Below are 18,574 nucleotides of genomic sequence, written 5' to 3' on the forward strand. Positions count from 1 at the left end.
CTCGCCAAAGCCTGCTGGCCGAGCGCACGTTACGCTGGCGCATTGCTTTCCATCCGGGGTGTTTTGCCATGCTGAGCCGCCGCCAGGCTACCTTGATCGGCAGTCTGTCCATTGTGTTATGGGGCAGTCTGGCCCTGCTGACCCGGCTGACCGCCGGGGTGTTTCCACCGTTTCAGTTGCTGGCCATGAGCTTTGCGCTGGCCTTCGGCCTGATGCTGGCCAAATGGCTGCGCGCCGGCCAGTCGCCACTGGCATGCCTGCGCCAGCCACCGCTGGCCTGGGCGCTGGGGGTGGGCGGCTTGTTCGGTTATCACTTTTGTTACTTTCTGGCCATGCGGCTGGCCCCGGCGGTGCAGGTCAGCCTGCTGGCCTATTTGTGGCCGCTGCTGATTCTGCTGTTTTCCGCCATGCTGCCCGGCCATCGCCTGTCGCGCTGGCATGTGCTGGGCGGCCTGCTGGCACTGGGCGGCTGCTGGTTGCTGCTGGGCGGCGGGCAGGGCGGTTTTGCCGGCCAGTATCTGCCCGGCTATCTGATGGCCTTGCTGTGCGCGCTGATCTGGTCGCTGTATTCGGTGGCCAGCCGGCTGGTGGCGCAGGTGCCGACCGATGCCGTGGGCTGGTTTTGCGCCGCGACGGCCTTGCTGGCGGCGCTGTGTCATCTGTACGGAGAAAGCACTGTATGGACGGCACCGTGGTCGGCCTGGCTGGGCGTGCTGGCCCTGGGCCTGGGGCCGGTGGGTATCGCCTTCTTTACCTGGGATATCGGCATGAAGCAGGGCGATCTGCCGCTGCTGGGGGTGTTGTCCTATGCCGCGCCGCTGATTTCCACCCTGTTGTTGCTGGCCGCTGGCCTGGCCACGCCCAGCTGGAGCCTGCTATTGGCCTGCCTGGCCATCATCGGCGGGGCGGCGCTGGCGGCGCGGGCTGGCGGAGACCGGTTTAGAGCCGCTCACAAAACCTCGTAGAGCACCCGAGTCAAGGCGCGCCGACGCAGACAGTACAGTGAGTACGGCAAGTCGGCGCAACGCAGAATCGGGGGGTTTGTGAGCGGGTCTTAGTGACCCGCGGCTTTCCAGGCTTCCACCGCCTGCATGGTATTGGCTACATGCTGGTTCGGGTCCATGGCACTGTAGCTGTACCACACCTTGTGGTCCGGGGTGATGACATAGGAGGTGCGGCTGGCGTAGCTGGTGCCGGGAATCATCACCGCGTCGTAGGCTTTCATGATCTTGCGCTCGCCATCGGCCGCCACCGGGAATTTGCTGCGGCATTCGGACACGGAAAAGCGCTGCAGCTTTTCGATGTCATCGCCGGACACGCCAATCACCGTGGCGCCCAGCGCCTTGAATTTGTCCACCGCCTCGGCAAACAGGTGGGCTTCCACCGTGCAGCCACTGGTAAAGGCCGCCGGGTAGAAATACAGCACCACCGGGCCGTGCTGCAGCGCTTCGTTCAGCGAATACTGAAAGCGCTTGCCGCCCAGCGAGGCTTCGGTGCGAAAGTCGGGCGCGGCGGCGCCCTTGGCCAGTTCGGCCTGGGCCAGCGCCGAACACAGCAGGGCGCTGACACCCAGCGCCAGACACAGACGGGATAACAGTTTCATGGCATGACTCCGTAGTACTGCGGTGGCCTGGGCGTCAGGGTCAGCCGGCCACAAACAGCTGGGTGCCGGCTTCGGCAATCACCGCTTCCATTTCCGCTGGCACCGGCTTGTCGGTAAACAAGGCATGGACCTGGGACAGATGGCCCAGTTCCACCAGTGCCGGGCGGCCAAACTTGGAATGGTCCGCCGCCAGCAGCACCTGGCGCGATTGCTGGATGATGGCTTCCGAGGTGCGTACTTCACGATAGTCGTAATCGCGCAGCACGCCATCGTTTTCAATGCTGGAAATGCCGATGATGCCGTAATCCACCTTGAACTGGCGGATCAGCTGCACCGTGGCTTCGCCGGTGATGCCGCGGTCGCGCTTGCGCAGCACGCCGCCCAGCACGATGACTTCGCAATCCGGGTAGTCGGCCATCATGTCGGCCACGTGCAGGTTGTTGGTGATGACCCGCAGGCCGCGATGGCGGTGCAGCGCCTTGGCCACTTCTTCGGTGGTGGTGCCGATATTGATGAACAAGGAGGCATTGTCGGGAATCTGCCTGGCCAGCAGCTCGGCCAGCCGGCGTTTTTCCTCGATGCACAGCACCTGGCGGGCGTTGTAGGCCACGTTTTCCACGCTGGACAGCACGCTGGCGCCGCCGTGATAGCGCTGCAGCAGCTGGTGTTCCGCCATCAGCGCAATGTCGCGGCGTATGGTCTGGTGGGTGACGCCAAAATGGGCGGCCAGCTTTTCCACGGTGACATAGCTTTCGCGATGGACGATGCCCAGCAGTTCCTGCTGGCGCTGATTGAGAATGATCATGGTGGCGGGTCGTTTGTCTGTATGCAGCAGTGTTGGAGGCTGTCTGATTCTACATGAGCGGCGCATTTCGCCAAATGTTGTCCATCGCTGTCAGGGCTTCAATCCAGCCGGCGCAGCCTGCGGCGGAAGGCTTCGGCAATGCTCAGCTGTCGCGGGCCGGGCAGGATGCGGCAGGATTCCCCGGCGCGTAGCGTGCCGCTTTGCAACACCGCCAGATAAAAGCCGCAATGGCCGCTTTGCGCCATCAGCTTGACGGCGAGGCGCATGTCCATGTGGGCCTGGAACTTGAAGCAGGGCTGGCGCGGCTCGGTAATCTGCAGCCGGCAGTCGGCAAATTCCAGCACATCCCCCACGTAGGCATCCTGTTCCAGCAGGCCGCTGATGGTGAGGTTCTCCCCCAGCATGCCGTGGTGCAGTGTGGTACCGGCGTGGCGCGAGCCATGCTGCTGGCAGGCTTGCTCCCAGAAGGGGTAGTGCTCCAGCGGATAGGCGTAGATGGCCTTGGCCAGCCCGCCGTGCACGGTGGGGTCGGCCTGTTCGTCGCCGGCCAGTCCCAGCTTGCCCAGCGTAATGGCGGTGGGGCGGAGCAGGGTGCTGACGGGTAGCTTGTTGATGCCGCTCATGATGCGGCGGCCCTCGATCAGCATGGGGCTGACCGTGGCCAGATTGATGGAATGCAGGGTGAGGCTGTCGCTCATGTCGGTCTCATCGGTGTTGATTGGCCAGGGCAGTCACCGCCTCGGCCAGTGCCAGGCAGCTGGTCAGGCCGGGGGATTCGATGCCGTAGAGGTTGATCAGCCCGGCCACGCCATGCTCGGCCGGGCCCTGGATGACAAAGTCGGCATCGGCCATGCCCGGCCCCACCAGCTTGGGGCGCACCCCGGCATAGGCGGGCTGTAGCGCATCGTCCGCCAGCTGCGGCCACCAGCGACGGATGCTGTGATAAAAAGCAGCGGCGCGTGCCGGGTCCTGCCGGTAGTCCACGCCATCTATCCATTCCACATCCGGGCCGAAGCGCGCCTGTCCGGCCAGATCCAGCGTCAGGTGGCAGCCCAGCCCGCCCGCTTCCGGCAGCGGATAAATCAGCCGCGAGAACGGCGAACGCCCGCTCAGGCTGAAATACACGCCACGCGCGTAATGGGCGGCCGGGATGGTTTCACGTGGAACACCGGCGATATTGGTGGCAACTGACGCTGCCCATAGCCCGGCGGCATTGATCACCAGCCGGGCTTGTATGGGCATGCCGGCAATCTCCAGCAGCAGCCCCTGTGGCAGGGTACGCCCGCCGCTCACCGGCGAATGACAGGCCAGCTGTGCGCCGTGGGCTTCGGCATCGGCCAGCAGGGCTTGCAGCAAGGCATGGCTGTCGACGATGCCGGTGGAGGGGGAGAGCAAGGCGGCATGGGCGCTCAGTGCCGGTTCCAGCGCTCGCACCCCGGCAGCGTCCAGCCATTGCAGATCGTCCACGCCATTGGCGGCGGCGCGGCGGGCAATGTCCTGCAAGCGCGGCAGATCGGCGGCGCTGTGGGCCAGCAGCAGCTTGCCGATACGCTGGTGTGGAATGTGCCGCTCGGCACAGTAGCGGTACAGCAGGTCGCGGCCTTGCAGGCATAGCCGCGCCTTCAGGCTGTCAGTGGGGTAGTACAGCCCGGCGTGAATCACTTCGCTGTTACGGCTGCTGGTGTGCTGGCCGGGCTGCGCTTCGGCTTCGCAAATCATCACCTCGCGCCCGGCCATGGCCAGCTGGCGGGCAATGGCCAGCCCCACCACGCCAGCACCAATGACTACACAATCCAGTGTGTCCATCAGCGGCTCCCGGCCAGTTGTTCGCTGGCCAGCCAGCCCAGGGTGCGGATGTCTTCCGCCAGCTGGGTGGACCAGGGTTGGCCGCAATTGATGCGCAGGCAATGGGCAAAACGCGGTTCAGCCGAGAACACCAGGCCGGGGGCAAAGCTGATGGAGCGCGCCAGGGCCGTTTCCAGCATGGCCTGGCTGTCCAGCCCTTCCGGGCCTTCCACCCATAGCAGCATGCCGCCCTGTGGCCGTCGCACGCGGGTACCGCGCGGAAAAGCCGCCAGCACGGCATCGGCCAGGGCGTCCATCTGTTGCTTCAGTTGCTGGCGGATGCGCTGGCTGATGCGGGCGTAATCGCCGCTGGCCAGCACCTCGGACAACACCGCCAGCAGGATGGCCGGGCTGACCAGGCTGCTGCTTTCACGCAGCCGCTCCAGTGCCGCATGGTGGCGGCCACCGGACAGCCAGCCCAGGCGGAAGGCCGGGGCAAAGCTCTTGGTGAAGGACGAACAGTAAATCACCTCGCCGTCGCGGTCCCAGGCCTTGAGCGGTGTGGGGTGCTGCGCGCCGAAGTACAGCTCGCCGAACACATCGTCTTCGATGATGGTCAGGCCGTGGCGGCGGGCCAGTTGCAGCAGGCGTTTCTTGTTGTCGTCCGGCATCAGCGCGCCGGTGGGGTTCTGGAAATTGGTCACCGTCACCAGGCATTTCACCGGTGCACCGTGGCGCAGGGCAAATTCCAGCGCCTCCAGCGACAGCCCGGCATCCGGCGTGCAGGGTATTTCCAGCGCCTTCAGCCCCAGGATCTGCAGGGTTTGCAGCAGGCCGAAGTACACCGGGGTTTCCACCGCCACCACGTCGCCCGGCCGGGTGAGGTGACGCAGCGACAGGCTGATGGCTTCGGTAATGCCCTGGGTAAACAGGATATGGTCGGTAGGGATGTCCAGTTGCCAGCTGGCGGCCAGCCGCCGTATCTGCTGCTGCAGCTGCTGCTGGTCGGCGGTGGGCAGGTAGGCGCCGATCAGCTCGGGCTGGCGCGCCAGCAGCAGCTGCATGCGGCGTGACAGCTCCTGCGCCGGGTACAGGCTGCTGTGCGCCTCGGCCATATGCAGTTGCTGGCGGATGGACGAGGCCGACAGGCGGATCAGCTGGCTCATGCGGCTGTCGACATCCACCAGTGCCGCCGCGGTGGGGCCGGGCGGCGCCGTCGTACCGCTGGCGACATGGCGTGGCAGCGCGGCAAAAAAGCCGCTGCGCGGCCGTGCCACCACGCGTTGTTGTTCTTCCAGATGACGGTAGGCCGCCAGTGCGGTCAGGGTGTTGACGCCGTGCTCGGCCGCCAGTCGGCGCACCGCCGGCAGGCGGCTGCCCGGTGGCCATTCGCCGCTGTCCAGCCTTGCCTGTAGCTGGTGGGCGATATGCAGATAAAGCGGAAGATCGGTCATTGCTGTTCTATATAACAGATTCAGCCCAGTCTACGCTGTTTGTGGCCGCTGTGGGAAGGCAGATGGGCCGGCTTGCTCTAGCCTGTACCCATCAACGCATCTGGAGTCATCCATGTCCACCCTTTCCCCGCGCGAGTCTCCTGCCAGCCCGACGCATGCTGATCGTGTGCCGTTCAGCTGGTCGCATTTCTCGCCTTCGGCCGGCCTTGCCGCAGTGCTTGCGCTGCTGGTGGGGTATTCCGGCCCCTTTCTTATTATTGTGCATGCCGCCCAGTCGGCCGGGCTGAGTGCGGCCCAGCTGGGTTCCTGGGTATGGGCGGTGTCCATTGCCTCTGGTGTGGCCGGTATCTGGCTGACGCTGCGCTGGCGCGTGCCGGTGATTACCGCCTGGAGTACACCCGGTGCCGCCCTGCTGCTGGCCGCCTTGCCTGGTGTGCCCTATGGCGAGGCGGTGGGGGCGTTTCTCGCCGCCGCCGTCATGGTCACCCTGGTGGGGGTGAGTGGTGCCTTCGACAAGCTGATGAAGATCTTTCCGGCCTCGCTGGCTGCCGCCATGCTGGGTGGCATCCTCTTCCACTTTGTCGCCGATGTGGCCGCTGCCGCCAGCCAGCAGGCGCTGCTGGTGGTGCCGATGACGGTGCTGTTCTTCATTGGCCGCAAGCTGTTTCCGCGCTTTGCGCTGCTGGCCGCCATTGGCCTGGGCCTGGCCATTGCCAGCTGGCAAGGCATGTATGGCACGGGCGGCAGCTGGCAGGGTAGCAGCGGCCCGCTGTTTACCATGCCGCAATGGTCGTGGACGGCCTTCGTCAACCTGGCTTTGCCGCTGGCCTTGCTGGCGCTCACCAGCCAGTTTCTGCCCGGCATGGCGGTGTTGTCGGCCTCTGGTTACCACATCCCGGCGCGCTCGCCGGTCACCGTGCTGGGGCTGGCTTCGGTCATCACCGCGCCGCTGGGCGGGCATGGTGTGACGCTGGCGGCCATCATCGCCGCCATCTGTACCGGGCCGGAAGCCCACCCCGACCCGCAGCGCCGTTACATGGCCGGGCTGGTGTGCGGGGCGTTGTACATCGTGCTGGGCATTGCCGGCGGCGCGCTGGCTGGCCTGGTGCTGCTCTTGCCCAAGGCGCTGGTGGTAACGGCCGCCGGGCTGGCGCTGTTTGGTACGCTGGCCTCATCGCTTACCGCGGCGCTGATGGACGAGGGCCACCGCGAAGCGGCCTTGCTTACCTTTGTGGTGGCGGCATCCGGTGTCACCATCGCCGGGCTGGGCTCACCGCTGTGGGCGGTACTGGCCGGTGGCAGTGTGTCCTGGCTGCTGAAGGCGCGCCCCAAAAGCACGCCGGCCAGCAAGCCGGTGATACAGGGCAAAAACTGAGCGTTGAGTCAGACAAGACAATGGCCGCCTGCAGCAGCAAGCGGCCATTTTTATTGATAGGACAGGGTGAAGGTGGCCGCTGCGGAGAGCATGCCCGGGGTGATCGGACCGGTGCGGATATAGGATGCCGTAAAGGTAAAGGTCTGCGGGCCGGTCAGCTTGTTATTAAGAACGATTTGATTGATGGTGCCGGGTTCGGAGGAGTCTGGTCCAAAGCTGATTATTTTTTGATTATGTTGCAATTGCAGGCCCAGTCCTTTGCTGCTTGATGTCGATGCTGCGCTAAGAATATTGCTGGTTTGGCCAATTTTATTATTGTCGGTAAAGGTAATGCTCAGGCTGGTGGGGTAGGGGCAGTTGACGGTGATGCTGAAAGGTACATTACCTGCCGTGCTACCCAGTGCAGGCAGTCGCCTTACATCGATTGGTGGCAGATTGACGGTGGCCGGGCTGAGGTTTTGCAGGGTGCAGCTGTCGGCGGTAATGGTAAACGCTGAAGTGCGGGGTGTGACGAGAAAGCCGCCAGTTGGCCGGTTCCATTCGGTCTGGTAGTAGTGGACATATAAGCCGTAACCGGTGGGGAATGAGATGGTGTTATTGTCGATATTGGCTATATTACCGATTTTATACAATTGAAAATGAAAGCGACCAAGATAGTCATAGCGACGTGCGCTATTGACGGTGTCTTCGCATGCGTATTGGGCTTGGTTATTACTCCCCCCGGCCAACCAGGTCGTACCATTGGACTGGCAAAAATTGCCTGGCTCAAAGCCAAAGGAAAATCCCACTCCCGCGGTGTTTGTCCGGTAAATATTGCGGCCATTGATGCTTGTGACGTAATGGGATGTCAGGCCCCATATCCAAAAAATGCGTCTGAGGTCGGGAGAGCCGCATTGTGCCACAGGGATATCGCCAGAGATGATTTCATTGCCAATTTTGCCATTGATGGGAATGCTGTTGGCATTGAATTTGAATGACGGAAAAACGATCTTACCGCCGAGCGGGTCGATGCAGTAAGCGAAGGCAGTGGCAGAGTGCAAGGCAAGAAGGCCAGCCAGGACCAAGAAGATTTTTTTGAATATTTTATGACTGACCGGGTCTGCGGCCTGGCTGCTGGGCAGACTATTGCGGATGATCATTCTTGCGGAATCACGGCAGTGTTTCATTTGGCAAGATCCCAAAAAATAAACCCGTCGACAGGGTAAAATAAAATGATCAGTGCGTACTGGGAACTTTCTTTTAGCTAAATGGATAGTTCAGATTTATAATATATTTGGCGAGTAATTAGCGTTTTAATATGCGATTTTCTATTTGGAGACAACTGACCATTTTTCGGGTTTGCCCTGTATGCATTTCTCCGCTGGCTGGTCGAATAATCAGCGCAAGCAAGTATTGCCGCGGTCTTGCACCTTGTACCTTGCATCAGGCTTGTCATGCCATTTTATTGGCTGCGCTAAAAGCGCAGCGGATAATCAAGGCTCTTTTTAAAGGGAAGCCAGATAATCCTGCGGATATTGGCCGCGACAGCCGTAAAAAACGGCTGCGCTGTTCTGCCTTTCTGTCCTGCCCCGCGATGGCTGGCGTCGGCATAGCTTGGCCAGGGCTGGCAGGCTCATTTCTAAAGCATGCTTGATGATTTTTGCAGCAACAGGGCCGATGCATCGGGCGTGCTCTGGGTGGTGACACCCTGCTTTGCCTGGGTCGGCAGCGCTTGCCGCGGGGTGGGAAGCTGGTCATGTCCCGGCCTGCCGTGTACAGTGGTCATTCTGTATACAATTTTCCAGTCAGTGCGATATCGGCCATAAAATGCCGTCCGGGTGCCGTTGGCACGGCTGACATGGTTGAAAAAGGAGTGAACACGATGTTTTCTGCCGCTACCTATCTGCAACGCCGCACGGCGCTGCAACAGTCCCTGCCGGGCAGCCTGCTGCTGTTCGTCGGCAATGTGGATTCGCCGATGAACTACCACGACAACATCTTTCCCTTTGTGCAGGATTCCAGCTTTCGCTACTTCTTTGGCCAGAACCAGCCGGGCATGGCGGCGCTGATCGACACGGCGGCTGGCAGCACCACCTTGTTCGGCAATGATCCGGAAGTGGCCGACATCGTGTGGACCGGCCCGCAGCCCACGCTGGCCGAGCGCGCCGCGCGTGCCGGCATCAGCCACAGCCAGCCCTATGCCGCGCTGGAGCAGGTGCTGGCCGCTGCACGGGCTGCCGGGCGGACGATTCACTACCTGGCCCCGTATCGCGGCGAAACCCGGCTGGAGCTGGGCCGCCTGCTGCAGGTGCATCCGGCCGAGGTGGCTGGCGGTTTTTCGCCACAGCTGACCCGTGCCGTGGTGGCGCTGCGCGAAATCAAGAGCGCGGAAGAGGTGGCGGAAATGGAAGCCGCGCTGGCGGTGACCGGTGCCATGCATGTGGCGGCCATGCAGTCCTCGCGCCCCGGCGTGGTGGAGCATCAGGTGGTGGGCATCATGGAAGGCATCATGCGCCGCCACGACTGGCAGCTGGCTTACCCGTCCATTTTCTCGCGCCGCGGCGAGGTGCTGCACAACCATGCCCACGATAATGTGCTGCAAAAGGGCGACCTGGTATTGAACGACACCGGCTGTACCTCGGGTGGTGGCTACGCCAGTGACATCACCCGTACCTTCCCGGTGGGCGGGCGTTTCAACCAGCAACAGCGTAAGTTGTACAACATCGTGCTGGACATGCAGTTGCAGGCCATTGCCGCCATCAAGCCCGGCGTGCGCTATCTGGATGTGCACAAGCTGGCGGCGCAGGTGATGGTGCAGGGCATGAGCGAACTGGGCTTCTTCCATGGCCCGGTGGAGGAGATTGTCGAATCCGGTGCCTATGCCATCGCCTTCCCGCATGGCCTGGGCCATCAGATCGGCATGGATGTGCACGATATGGAAGGTCTGGGCGAGGATCTGGTGGGCTATGACGACAGCGTGCAGCGCAGCCCGCTGTTCGGCCTGGGCTATCTGCGGCTGGGCAAGGCGCTGAAAGCCGGCATGGTGCTGACGGTGGAGCCGGGCATTTATTTCATTCCGGCCTTGATCGCCGCCTGGCAGGCCGAAGGCCGCCACAGCCAGTACATCAACTACGCCCGTTTTGCCGAGATGACTGGTTTTGGCGGCATCCGTATCGAGGACAATGTGCTGGTGACGGAAAGCGGCAGCCGGGTGCTGGGCGAGCCGATTCCCAAAACCGTGGAAGAGCTGGAAGCCATCATGCAGCAGTGACCGTGGCATTTGCTGTGCCAGACATGCCAACCGCCCCGAGGGGCGGTTTTTGTTTGTGCCGTACTGCTGGCCGCCCGCTGCCCGGCATGTTTCGCCCGGCCATTCATCCGCAGAGGGCTGCAACACAAATTTGCAGCATGCTGCGAACAGCGGCCTTGCATCCGGAAAATCCTGCCTAGAATGAAATCTGGACCGTAGCGGGGGAGACAGCGCCGGTCCAGCCCGTCAGCGACGCGACAGCCAGCCTGTCGTGCCACTGTGACCAGGCCTCGCCGTCTGGCCAGACAACAACATCGATCCAGCTGGAGAGTCACATGGAAACTTCATTTCAAGCGCTGCCATCCATGGCCATGCCCAAACATACCGACCTGGTGCACCTGGACCAGCGTCCGCTGCGTCCCATCAATCTGAAAAGCCCGGCGCTGGAGGTGATGACCGACCTGCGCATCATCGATCCGGTCAGCATTGGCGAGGATGAAATCCTGCGTCACGCGCATAACCTGATGATCAGCCGCGGCATCCGCCTGCTGTTTGTGCAGGATGAGGACAGCCGGCTGGTGGGCCTGATCACCGCGTCGGATATTCTGGGTGAGCGCCCGGTGCAGTGCATGCTGGAACATGGCAAGCGCCATGATGAAGTGCTGGTGCGCGATGTGATGACGCCGCGCAGCGAACTGGAAATGCTGTCGCTGGCCGATGTGCAGCACGCCACCGTCGGCCACATGGTGGCCACGCTCAAGCAGCAGGGGCGGCAGCATGCGCTGGTGGCCGAGCTGGACCTGAACACCGGCCATTACCAGCTGTGCGGCATGTTCTCAACTTCGCACATGGCACGGCGGCTGGGCATGCCGCTCAACTTCATGCGCGTGCCGCAGGCACTGTCGGAAATCCAGCACGCGCTGCTGCACGAGGGCTAGCCCCGCGGGCGGGCCGGGGTTTCAGCTACCTTCGCCCGCCGTGTCTTGTGGTACGGCGGTGCTGTACTTGGTGGTTTCCATCACCACCAGCGATTCAAACTCGCGCACATTGTCATTGCTCATGATGTGCTCGCGGCAAAAGCGCTCGTAATCGCCCATGTCGCGTACCAGCACCACCAGCACAAAGTCCGGCCGCCCGGTCACGTGGTAGCACTCCACCACTTCCGGCGCGGCGCGGATGGCCTGCTTGAAGGCATCCACCAGCGCAATGCGCTCGCGCTCCAGAATCACATTCACCACCAGCCGTAATGGTCGCCCCAGCACGGCCGGGTCCACCAGGGCCACCTCGCGGCGGATGATGCCCTCGCTGCGCAGCCGTTTCAGCCGCCGGGTAACCGCGGTAGGCGACAGGCTGACGGCTTCGGCCAGTTCATCGTGGGTGCGGCGCGCGTCTTCCTGCAACAGCGCCAGCAGCTTGCGGTCGTAGCTATCCAGCTGTTTTTCATCCGCCATATCAGTTTTCCTGCATTGAATATTCAAAATCATCAGTTTGTGTGCATTCTGACGCAGTAAAACGCAGCGGTGCAAGCTGGCGTGCTGCTTACACTGGCAGCATCCATCGGAGATGCACCATGTCGGCTTCCACTACCACCCTTAACCCCTTCCTGTCCCGCAGCGCCGCCTCAGCACGCTGGCTGCCCATGCTGCTGTTTGCCGCGCTGGTGACGCTGTGGGCTTACAACTATGTGGTGATGAAGCAGACCTTGCAGGCCACCACGCCCATTACCCATCTGATTTTGCGCACCACGCTGGGCAGCCTGACCCTGTTTGGCGTGCTGCTGGCGCGTGGCCGTGCCATCCGGCCGCAGCGGCTGATGCAGGCGGCGCAAGTGGGGCTGAGCACCACCTGCCTGTACAGCCTGTCCATTACCCTGGCGCTGGTGGCGGGGGCGGCGGGGCGGACCTCGGTGCTGGTGTTCACCATGCCGTTCTGGGTGGCCTTGCTATCGCGCTGGCTATTGGCCGAACCGTTTGGCCGTCGTACCCGGCAGGCGCTGCTGGCCGGTTTTGTCGGGCTGATGCTGATTGTGGCGCCCTGGCAGCTGCATGGCGGTGTGCTGCCCATGCTGCTGGCGGTGCTGGCCGGTTTCTTCTGGGCGCTCGGTTCGGTACTGAGCAAGCGGGCGACGCGCTGTGGCCAGCTCGATAGCCTGAATTTTTCGGCCTGGCAAGCCTTGATTGGCTTGCTGCCCATTCTGGCGCTGTGGCCGTGGGCGGATTTTGCCCATATCCACTGGTCCGGCAGTTTTGTGCTGGGTCTGTTGTATGCCGGGGTGTTGTCCAGCGCGGTGGGCTGGCTGGCCTGGCTGTGGCTGCTCAAGCGCTTGCCGGCCAGCACGCTCAGTTTCAACGCGCTGGTGATTCCGCTGCTGGCGGTGGCCATGGCCGCAGTGCAATTGGGAGAGTGGCCTTTGGCGCGCGAATTGGCCGGCATGCTGCTGGTGGGGGCGGGGATTGTGCTGATTGCCCGGCGCTGAACCGGGCTGGCGAAACAACAAGGCCGCTGCAAAGCGGCCTTTTGCATGTTGACGATGCAGTGGGATGCGGACTCAAACCACCAGCGAAATCAGCGTGCCGACGGTGACCGCCGCCGCCGCCCAGCGTCCGGCAGTGAAATAGCTGTTGTCGGACTGGGGCGTTGCCGGGGCGGGCTCGGCCGCCGGGTCGGGCAGGTTAAGCACACCGTAGGTAAAGGATTTGACGGCGGATGGCGCGTTGTCATCCGTGCTGGCTGCATTGCTGTCGCTGCTGGCCTCATCCGCCTTGCCCTTGCTTTGCAGTTTCACGATGGTGGAGGGCGAGGCGCTTGCCGCCTTGCCATCGCTGTCCAGCGTGTTGCTGGCTTTGCCCGCCCTGGCGGCAGTCTGGCCGTTAGCGCTCAGTGTGCTGGTGCCGCTATTGTTTACCGCGTTTGCTTTGCTGATATCCATCACGGTCTCGCTGCATACAAATGATGATCGGATGCTTCATTATCGGCATGGCGCAGCGACGACATGAGGGGGGTGGAGGTAAAGATCGGGTAAAGAAAGGTTAAGCGCGCTGGCTTGCGCCCGGCCACTGCCTAGTCCAGCTGTTGCACGGTGTCACCCTCGGCCGGCTGGCAATCATCCGCCATGTCGTCCCAGCCATGGTGGGTGACCAGGGTCTTGCCACGCAGGCATACCTGTATACGTTCGGTTCCGGCGGCCTGCTGGCGCACAAAACCTTCAATGGCCGCGGGCAGGCTCACCTGATAGCGGTTTGCCGCCAGTTCGCTGTCCGGGTGGTCACCATTATGCACCAGCGGCACCACATTGGCCGCCCACACCATGTAGCGGTGTTTCACATCGACGGTATCCGGGCGGTAGCCCTGTTGTTGCAGCCAGTCCTGTGCCTGCCTGCGGCCATCGCCTGCACGCGGCAATTGCCCCCAGGCGTGGGCCAATAGCTCCACCAGCCACTGGTTGCAGTTCTGGTAGCGGGTGGAGAAGGGATAGGCATTGGCGCTGTAGTCCGCCCCCAGCAGCTGCAGCGACAGCTTGTTGTCCAGTGCGGCCTCCACCAGTTGTGCTTCCTGTTTGGCCGGCAACAGCAGGATGGACAGATAGACATTGCTGCCTTGCGGCTGGTCGATCAGAAAACCGGGCAGGCCCTGGTCGTACAAATGCGGACGCTGTTCGTCACACGCGTAGTAGAGCTGGCGTACCGACCATGGCGTATTGGGATTGTTGCGCAGGCTGATGCCGGCATGCGACAGGCGGATGTGAAAGCGTTCCAGATCCAGCCCGGAGCGGGAGATGATGGCCGCCTGATGGCCGGATTCATCCAGCAGCTGGCGCACCTGCTGGCTGAACAGCAGCAGCTCGCTCTTGCGTGCCACGCTTTGCTGTGAGGCCTGCTCGCAGAACATCAAGGACGATGCCGCCGCAGCGTTGGCCAGTGTGGCCGCCAAGGCCAGCAGCCCTGCCAGCAGCAGGGCTTGCAGACCTCGGCCGGTGTAACGGTGCAACAGGATCAGGACACCACTTTGGGCTGTACTTCGGATTTCCAGGCCTGATCCAGCAGCAGGGCAAACGGCTGCTGGTTGTCGGCGCGGGCAAACACCAGGCCATAGGCTTGCTTCTGCGCATGCACGATCTGGCCGGTTTCCACGCCGCTATGCTTCACATCCGCCTGGGCCACGAACAGATTGAACGGTTCGGTATTGTTGGCGGCAGCCACCGGTACCAGGGTGAGCTGGGTTTTGCCCGCTTGCTCGGCCTGGGCCACGGCCACCACCTTGTAGTCGCCTTCGGCAATCTTGCCAACAGCCTTGGAGGAGTTCTGCAAGGAGGTGGAAATGCTGCCCACCGTGGCGCTGACGCTGTCAGAGACGGAAAGCAGGGAGACGGCAGCCTGTGCCGACGCACACAGCAGGCCCAGGCTAAGCAGCAGGGTGCCGGCAATGGTTTTCTTCAGATGGGTCATGGTCTTGGCGTTATCTATCACGGTGCGAAATCTTGCGGTGAGAAAAGTCATTGCAGCAGTGGCCTCCTGCGCTGAACAGGCTGTCGGTCAAGCCGGCTGTGGCAACGGTAGACTGCATGTGCCGGGCTATTGTTCCCAGTGGCGGCGGCCTGGCACAAGCAGATTTACAAAAATTGATCGGCCACCCGCCCGCCTGGCTTGTGTGGCGGCTATCCGGGCGGCAAGATCAGGCCATTGCATGCAAAACACGAGGAAAACCGCTTGGCCCAGTCTTCCGGTAAGGACAGCCTTGTTCTGTGCGGCGGCGACAACCCTGCCGGCCGGCCGGTGTCGCTGCACGCCATCGTGTCCACGGTGAATGTGCTGGCCGAACAGGGCATTGCCGCGGCCGAGCTGCTGGCCGGCAGCGGCATTCCACCGGAACGCCTGCTGGAGCCGGCGCGGCTGATCAACCATCATCAGGAACTCACCGTGTTCGACACGGCCCGGCGCCTGTCGCAGGACGATGCCCTTGGCCTGCGGCTGGGCCATGCCATGCATACCTCCAACTACGGCATTCTGGGTTACACCATGCTGGTCAGCCCCACCTTGCGCGTGGCACTGGAAACCGCCATCCGCTTTCCCTTGCTGCTGGCCAGCTATTTTACCCTGCGGCTGGAGGAGCGTGGCAAGGAAGCCTGGCTGCTGGCCGACGATTATCGCTACCGCGCGGATTTGCTCAGCTTCAATGCCGAAATGTGTCTGTCCTCGATGTGGACCATCGCCCGCGACTGCATGGGGGTGCGCTGGTCGCCCAAGGCGGTGCACATGAGCTTTGCCCCACCCGCGCATGCCGGGCTTTATCCGGCCATTTTCGGCCAGGCCGGCAGTTTTGACATGGTGGAAAATGCGCTGCTGTTTCCGGCCAAATGGCTGGACCGGCCCCAGCCGCTGGCCGATGCGGTCAGCTTTCACATGGCGCTGGAACAGTGCCAGCGCCAGCAGCAGCAATGGGCCAGCAGCCATGGCTCGGCGCTGGTGGCACGGGTGCTGCGGCTGATGCAGTCCGACCCGGTACGCTTTGCCCGGCTGGACGAGCTGACCACCAACCTGCATATGTCCGAACGCACCCTGCGCCGCAAGCTGGCGGCGCTGGGCACCTCCTTCCAGGCCCTGCTGGATCAGGCGCGGCACCAGCAGGCACTGCATCTGCTGCAGGAAAGCAGCCTGTCCATCAGCATGATTGCCGAGCGGCTGGGCTTTGCCGAAGCCGCCAGCTTTCGCCATGCCTTTGCCCGCTGGACCGGCAAGCGCCCCTCCGATTTGCGCCGCTGACGCCGCCTTTGCACCCCTTTGTTCTGCCCCGGCTGGCGCGCCGGCCAGGGGACGGGTTTGCCCTGTCCGGAATGGCCTGTCCCAAGCGATGGGAGCCATCCTGCACGCGGTTGGCAGGCCATTTTTGGCCGTATTTATCCCATAGTTGACCGCTATGTATCTTTTCGCCGCGGCGCTTGTTGGCAGAATGAATAAAAAAAGACGGACCACTCGCTGTCATTGCCAAGGCCAGTTCTCCCTCGCCAGGAGAGTGCCCCGCGGCTGCCCGGCCCATAGGCAATGCCACGTCCGATCACACAAAACGGAGGAGAAACCATGAGCAAACCCTGCGCTGTCGCCATCCCGGCGACGCCATGCCCGACCATGCGCCAGTCGCTGCGACACAGCGGCACGCTGCCGGAGGGGGACTGTTCCCCGCGCTGCCACGGCAGTTCCTTCCTGTGCCATGACCCGGCTGCACGGCTCAGCCCGTGCGGCCATGCCCGTCCGCCCGGCGTGTAGCGCCAGGCTTTCCTGACCCTGACAGCAGCCCAACACCACCGCCATGCGGCGTGGTGCGGGGGCGTGTTTTCACTGCATTTGCACCGGAGGACTGCCATGAGCGGCAATCGTGTGGCCATTGAGGTCGACCATGTCTGCAAGCGTTTTGGTCATGATGAACATGCGGTACTGGCGCTGGACCATATTGCGCTGAGTATCCGCGAGAACGAATTCTTCACCCTGCTGGGCCCGTCCGGCTGTGGCAAGACCACCTTGCTGCGCATGATTGCCGGCTTCGAGGACGTCAGCAGCGGCGACATCCGCCTGTATGGCCAATCGCTGGCCGGCAAGCTGCCCTTCCAGCGCCCGGTGAATACCGTGTTCCAGAGCTATGCCTTGTTTCCGCACCTGACCGTGGCAGAAAACGTGGCCTTCGGGCTGGAAATGCGCGGGGTCAAGGCTGCCGACATCAAGCCCATCGTGGCGGAAAAACTGGAGCTGGTGAAACTGGGCGGTTTTGCCCGCCGCCGTCCGCACCAGCTGTCCGGCGGCCAGCAGCAGCGGGTGGCGCTGGCCCGTGCGCTGGCGCCATCGCCCAAGGTATTGCTGCTGGACGAATCCCTGTCCGCACTGGACCTGAAACTGCGCAAGGAAATGCAGGTGGAGCTCAAGCGCTTGCAACGTGAAACCGGCATCACCTTTGTGTTTGTCACCCACGATCAGGAAGAAGCGCTCACCATGTCCGACCGCATCGCGGTGATGTCGGCGGGCAAGTTGCAACAGGTGGGCAGCCCGGAGGACATTTACGACCGCCCTGCCAACCGCTTCGTCGCCGATTTCATCGGCGAAACCTCCTTCCTGCAAGGCCGGGTGGCTGATGGCCTGCTGCACTTTGGCGATGCCGGCAGCCTGCCCGGCACGGTGCTGGACCAAAGCCACGACGGCCATGCCGCGCTGGCGGTGCGGCCCGAGCGCCTGCAACTGTCCACCAGCGGCAGCGGCCTGCACGGCGTGGTGTCCGAGGTGGTGTATCGCGGTGTGGATACCGTTTACACCGTGCAACTGGCCGACGGTCAGCCCTGCCGGGTGCGCAATACCAATGACAGCGGTGCGGTGCGGCTGGCGCGGGTGGGTGACAGCGTGCAGCTGTCGGCGCAGCCCGGTGCCTTCCACCGTTTGCAGGAGGCCGACCATGTCGCTTGACCCACAACGGCGCTGGCGTCGCCGCCTGCTGCTGGCGCCCACCACGCTTACCCTGCTGCTGTTCATGCTGCTGCCCATGCTGTTGATGGCCTGGATGTCGGTACTGGCGCCGGACACCTACGGCGGCGTGCGCTGGCATGAGTGGAGCCTGGATGCCTATGTGCAATTCCTGTACGAGCGCGATCTGGACGACAGCCTCACGCTCAACAGCGATTACCTGCAAATCTTCGGCCGTTCGTTTTTGCTGGCCGGTTTTGCCACCGTGGTGACGCTGCTGATCGGCTTTCCCACCGCGCTGTATATCGCGCTGAAAGAGGAAACAACCCGCCAGCGGCTGATCCTGCTGATTTCCATCCCGTTCTGGACCAACCTCTTGGTGCGCACCTACGCCTGGATGCTGCTGCTGCGCAATGGTGGGCTGATCGACAGCAGCCTGTCCTGGCTGGGCCTGAGTCAGGGCGCGCTGGATGTGCTGTACACCCCCACGGCGGTGGCCATCGGCTTTGTCTATTCCTTCCTGCCCTTCATGGTGCTGCCCATCTACACCAGTCTGGAAAAAATGGACTGGCGGCTGGTGGAAGCAGCCTTCGACCTGGGAGCCAACCGCTGGCAGGCGCTACGGCGGGTGATTCTGCCGCTGGCCATGCCCGGCATCGTGGCGGGCTGCCTGCTGGTGTTCATTCCGGCCATCGGCTCCTATTACATCCCCGAGCTATTGGGCGGCGGCAAGAGCCTGATGATAGGCAACCTGATCCAGAACCAGTTTGGCACTGCGCGTAACTGGCCGTTCGGTGCTGCCTTGTCCTTCATGTTGCTGGCGCTGGTGCTGCTGGCGATGTGGGTTTACACCAGGCGCTTCCAGCGCCCTCCGGGAGAATGAC

The 18,574-nt window shown here is 62.9% G+C and carries 19 protein-coding genes; 9 read left to right on the forward strand and 10 right to left on the reverse strand.

What is annotated here, in order from left to right:
- The first annotated feature begins 68 nt into the window (after positions 1–68).
- Positions 69–965 (forward strand): aromatic amino acid exporter YddG, encoded by an 897-nt coding sequence (gene yddG, locus DFR38_RS11365; RefSeq protein ID WP_110313413.1) that lies wholly within the window; start codon positions 69–71, stop codon positions 963–965.
- 89 nt (positions 966–1,054) lie between these two features.
- Here yddG and DFR38_RS11370 read toward each other — a convergent pair whose 3' ends face one another.
- The 5 genes from DFR38_RS11370 to DFR38_RS11390 form a co-directional block, all read right to left on the reverse strand.
- Positions 1,055–1,603, reverse strand: coding sequence for a peroxiredoxin (locus DFR38_RS11370; protein WP_082693395.1), 549 nt, complete (start codon positions 1,601–1,603; stop codon positions 1,055–1,057).
- 40 nt (positions 1,604–1,643) lie between these two features.
- Positions 1,644–2,408, reverse strand: coding sequence for a DeoR/GlpR family DNA-binding transcription regulator (locus DFR38_RS11375; RefSeq protein ID WP_059285714.1), 765 nt, complete (start codon positions 2,406–2,408; stop codon positions 1,644–1,646).
- 98 nt (positions 2,409–2,506) lie between these two features.
- Entirely contained in the window at positions 2,507–3,106 is a 600-nt protein-coding gene (locus DFR38_RS11380) for an MOSC domain-containing protein (RefSeq protein ID WP_059285713.1), read from the reverse strand.
- Between the two features lie 7 nt (positions 3,107–3,113).
- Entirely contained in the window at positions 3,114–4,214 is a 1,101-nt protein-coding gene (locus tag DFR38_RS11385) for an NAD(P)/FAD-dependent oxidoreductase (protein WP_059285712.1), read from the reverse strand.
- Complete coding sequence (locus DFR38_RS11390; RefSeq protein WP_110313414.1) at positions 4,214–5,647, reverse strand: aminotransferase-like domain-containing protein; 1,434 nt, start codon at positions 5,645–5,647, stop codon at positions 4,214–4,216. Before DFR38_RS11390 ends, DFR38_RS11385 begins: the two co-directional genes overlap by 1 nt.
- 112 nt (positions 5,648–5,759) lie before the next feature.
- On the opposite strand from DFR38_RS11390, the gene DFR38_RS11395 reads away from it, so the two are divergent.
- Entirely contained in the window at positions 5,760–7,022 is a 1,263-nt protein-coding gene (locus DFR38_RS11395; RefSeq protein ID WP_110313415.1) for a benzoate/H(+) symporter BenE family transporter, read from the forward strand.
- A 50-nt stretch (positions 7,023–7,072) separates the two neighbouring features.
- Here DFR38_RS11395 and DFR38_RS11400 read toward each other — a convergent pair whose 3' ends face one another.
- Positions 7,073–8,188: a fimbrial protein gene (locus DFR38_RS11400; protein ID WP_082693394.1), complete on the reverse strand. Its 1,116-nt coding sequence runs from the start codon at positions 8,186–8,188 to the stop codon at positions 7,073–7,075.
- Between the two features lie 695 nt (positions 8,189–8,883).
- On the opposite strand from DFR38_RS11400, the gene DFR38_RS11405 reads away from it, so the two are divergent.
- Both DFR38_RS11405 and DFR38_RS11410 read left to right on the forward strand, forming a co-directional pair.
- On the forward strand, positions 8,884–10,272 hold the full coding sequence (locus DFR38_RS11405) for an aminopeptidase P family protein (protein ID WP_110313416.1): 1,389 nt from the start codon (positions 8,884–8,886) through the stop codon (positions 10,270–10,272).
- Between the two features lie 314 nt (positions 10,273–10,586).
- Positions 10,587–11,189, forward strand: a complete 603-nt coding sequence (locus DFR38_RS11410; RefSeq protein WP_059285709.1) for a CBS domain-containing protein — start codon at positions 10,587–10,589, stop codon at positions 11,187–11,189.
- A 21-nt stretch (positions 11,190–11,210) separates the two neighbouring features.
- Here the strand turns inward: DFR38_RS11410 and DFR38_RS11415 are convergent, their stop codons facing one another.
- Entirely contained in the window at positions 11,211–11,702 is a 492-nt protein-coding gene (locus tag DFR38_RS11415; RefSeq protein ID WP_059285708.1) for an Lrp/AsnC family transcriptional regulator, read from the reverse strand.
- Positions 11,703–11,821: 119 nt separating this feature from the next.
- Here DFR38_RS11415 and DFR38_RS11420 point away from each other — a divergent pair, with 119 nt between their 5' ends.
- Positions 11,822–12,727 carry a DMT family transporter gene (locus DFR38_RS11420; protein WP_082693393.1) on the forward strand — a complete coding sequence of 302 codons (906 nt, stop codon included), beginning with the start codon at positions 11,822–11,824 and terminating at the stop codon, positions 12,725–12,727.
- Between the two features lie 72 nt (positions 12,728–12,799).
- Here DFR38_RS11420 and DFR38_RS11425 read toward each other — a convergent pair whose 3' ends face one another.
- From DFR38_RS11425 to DFR38_RS11435, 3 genes are all read right to left on the reverse strand, one after another.
- Entirely contained in the window at positions 12,800–13,180 is a 381-nt protein-coding gene (locus tag DFR38_RS11425) for a hypothetical protein (protein ID WP_059285706.1), read from the reverse strand.
- Between the two features lie 131 nt (positions 13,181–13,311).
- Positions 13,312–14,238: a DUF2145 domain-containing protein gene (locus DFR38_RS11430; RefSeq protein WP_082693392.1), complete on the reverse strand. Its 927-nt coding sequence runs from the start codon at positions 14,236–14,238 to the stop codon at positions 13,312–13,314.
- Between the two features lie 5 nt (positions 14,239–14,243).
- Positions 14,244–14,747: a hypothetical protein gene (locus DFR38_RS11435; protein WP_146215966.1), complete on the reverse strand. Its 504-nt coding sequence runs from the start codon at positions 14,745–14,747 to the stop codon at positions 14,244–14,246.
- 210 nt (positions 14,748–14,957) lie between these two features.
- On the opposite strand from DFR38_RS11435, the gene DFR38_RS11440 reads away from it, so the two are divergent.
- The 4 genes from DFR38_RS11440 (at position 14,958) to DFR38_RS11450 (ending at position 18,573) form a co-directional block, all read left to right on the forward strand.
- Entirely contained in the window at positions 14,958–16,010 is a 1,053-nt protein-coding gene (locus DFR38_RS11440) for an AraC family transcriptional regulator (RefSeq protein ID WP_158527729.1), read from the forward strand.
- A gap of 315 nt (positions 16,011–16,325) precedes the next feature.
- Positions 16,326–16,511: a hypothetical protein gene (locus DFR38_RS21025; RefSeq protein ID WP_146215967.1), complete on the forward strand. Its 186-nt coding sequence runs from the start codon at positions 16,326–16,328 to the stop codon at positions 16,509–16,511.
- A gap of 96 nt (positions 16,512–16,607) precedes the next feature.
- Positions 16,608–17,693, forward strand: a complete 1,086-nt coding sequence (locus DFR38_RS11445) for an ABC transporter ATP-binding protein (protein WP_110313418.1) — start codon at positions 16,608–16,610, stop codon at positions 17,691–17,693.
- On the forward strand, positions 17,683–18,573 hold the full coding sequence (locus tag DFR38_RS11450) for an ABC transporter permease (protein ID WP_110313419.1): 891 nt from the start codon (positions 17,683–17,685) through the stop codon (positions 18,571–18,573). The genes DFR38_RS11445 and DFR38_RS11450 overlap by 11 nt, the downstream gene beginning before the upstream one ends.
- The last annotated feature ends 1 nt before the right edge of the window (position 18,574 follow it).

It is taken from the genome of Aquitalea magnusonii, from assembly GCF_003202035.1.
In the GTDB taxonomy this organism is placed as follows: Bacteria; Pseudomonadota; Gammaproteobacteria; order Burkholderiales; family Chromobacteriaceae; genus Aquitalea; species Aquitalea magnusonii.

Bases quoted from the DNA above. Each gene is read 5' to 3' on its own strand.
- yddG (WP_110313413.1), top strand. From the start codon at position 69: ATGCTGAGCCGCCGCCAGGCTACCTTGATCGGCAGTCTGTCCATTGTG.
- DFR38_RS11370 (WP_082693395.1), bottom strand. From the start codon at position 1,603: ATGAAACTGTTATCCCGTCTGTGTCTGGCGCTGGGTGTCAGCGCCCTG.
- DFR38_RS11375 (WP_059285714.1), bottom strand. From the start codon at position 2,408: ATGATCATTCTCAATCAGCGCCAGCAGGAACTGCTGGGCATCGTCCAT.
- DFR38_RS11380 (WP_059285713.1), bottom strand. From the start codon at position 3,106: ATGAGCGACAGCCTCACCCTGCATTCCATCAATCTGGCCACGGTCAGC.
- DFR38_RS11385 (WP_059285712.1), bottom strand. From the start codon at position 4,214: ATGGACACACTGGATTGTGTAGTCATTGGTGCTGGCGTGGTGGGGCTG.
- DFR38_RS11390 (WP_110313414.1), bottom strand. From the start codon at position 5,647: ATGACCGATCTTCCGCTTTATCTGCATATCGCCCACCAGCTACAGGCA.
- DFR38_RS11395 (WP_110313415.1), top strand. From the start codon at position 5,760: ATGTCCACCCTTTCCCCGCGCGAGTCTCCTGCCAGCCCGACGCATGCT.
- DFR38_RS11400 (WP_082693394.1), bottom strand. From the start codon at position 8,188: ATGAAACACTGCCGTGATTCCGCAAGAATGATCATCCGCAATAGTCTG.
- DFR38_RS11405 (WP_110313416.1), top strand. From the start codon at position 8,884: ATGTTTTCTGCCGCTACCTATCTGCAACGCCGCACGGCGCTGCAACAG.
- DFR38_RS11410 (WP_059285709.1), top strand. From the start codon at position 10,587: ATGGAAACTTCATTTCAAGCGCTGCCATCCATGGCCATGCCCAAACAT.
- DFR38_RS11415 (WP_059285708.1), bottom strand. From the start codon at position 11,702: ATGGCGGATGAAAAACAGCTGGATAGCTACGACCGCAAGCTGCTGGCG.
- DFR38_RS11420 (WP_082693393.1), top strand. From the start codon at position 11,822: ATGTCGGCTTCCACTACCACCCTTAACCCCTTCCTGTCCCGCAGCGCC.
- DFR38_RS11425 (WP_059285706.1), bottom strand. From the start codon at position 13,180: ATGGATATCAGCAAAGCAAACGCGGTAAACAATAGCGGCACCAGCACA.
- DFR38_RS11435 (WP_146215966.1), bottom strand. From the start codon at position 14,747: ATGACTTTTCTCACCGCAAGATTTCGCACCGTGATAGATAACGCCAAG.
- DFR38_RS21025 (WP_146215967.1), top strand. From the start codon at position 16,326: ATGAGCAAACCCTGCGCTGTCGCCATCCCGGCGACGCCATGCCCGACC.
- DFR38_RS11445 (WP_110313418.1), top strand. From the start codon at position 16,608: ATGAGCGGCAATCGTGTGGCCATTGAGGTCGACCATGTCTGCAAGCGT.
- DFR38_RS11450 (WP_110313419.1), top strand. From the start codon at position 17,683: ATGTCGCTTGACCCACAACGGCGCTGGCGTCGCCGCCTGCTGCTGGCG.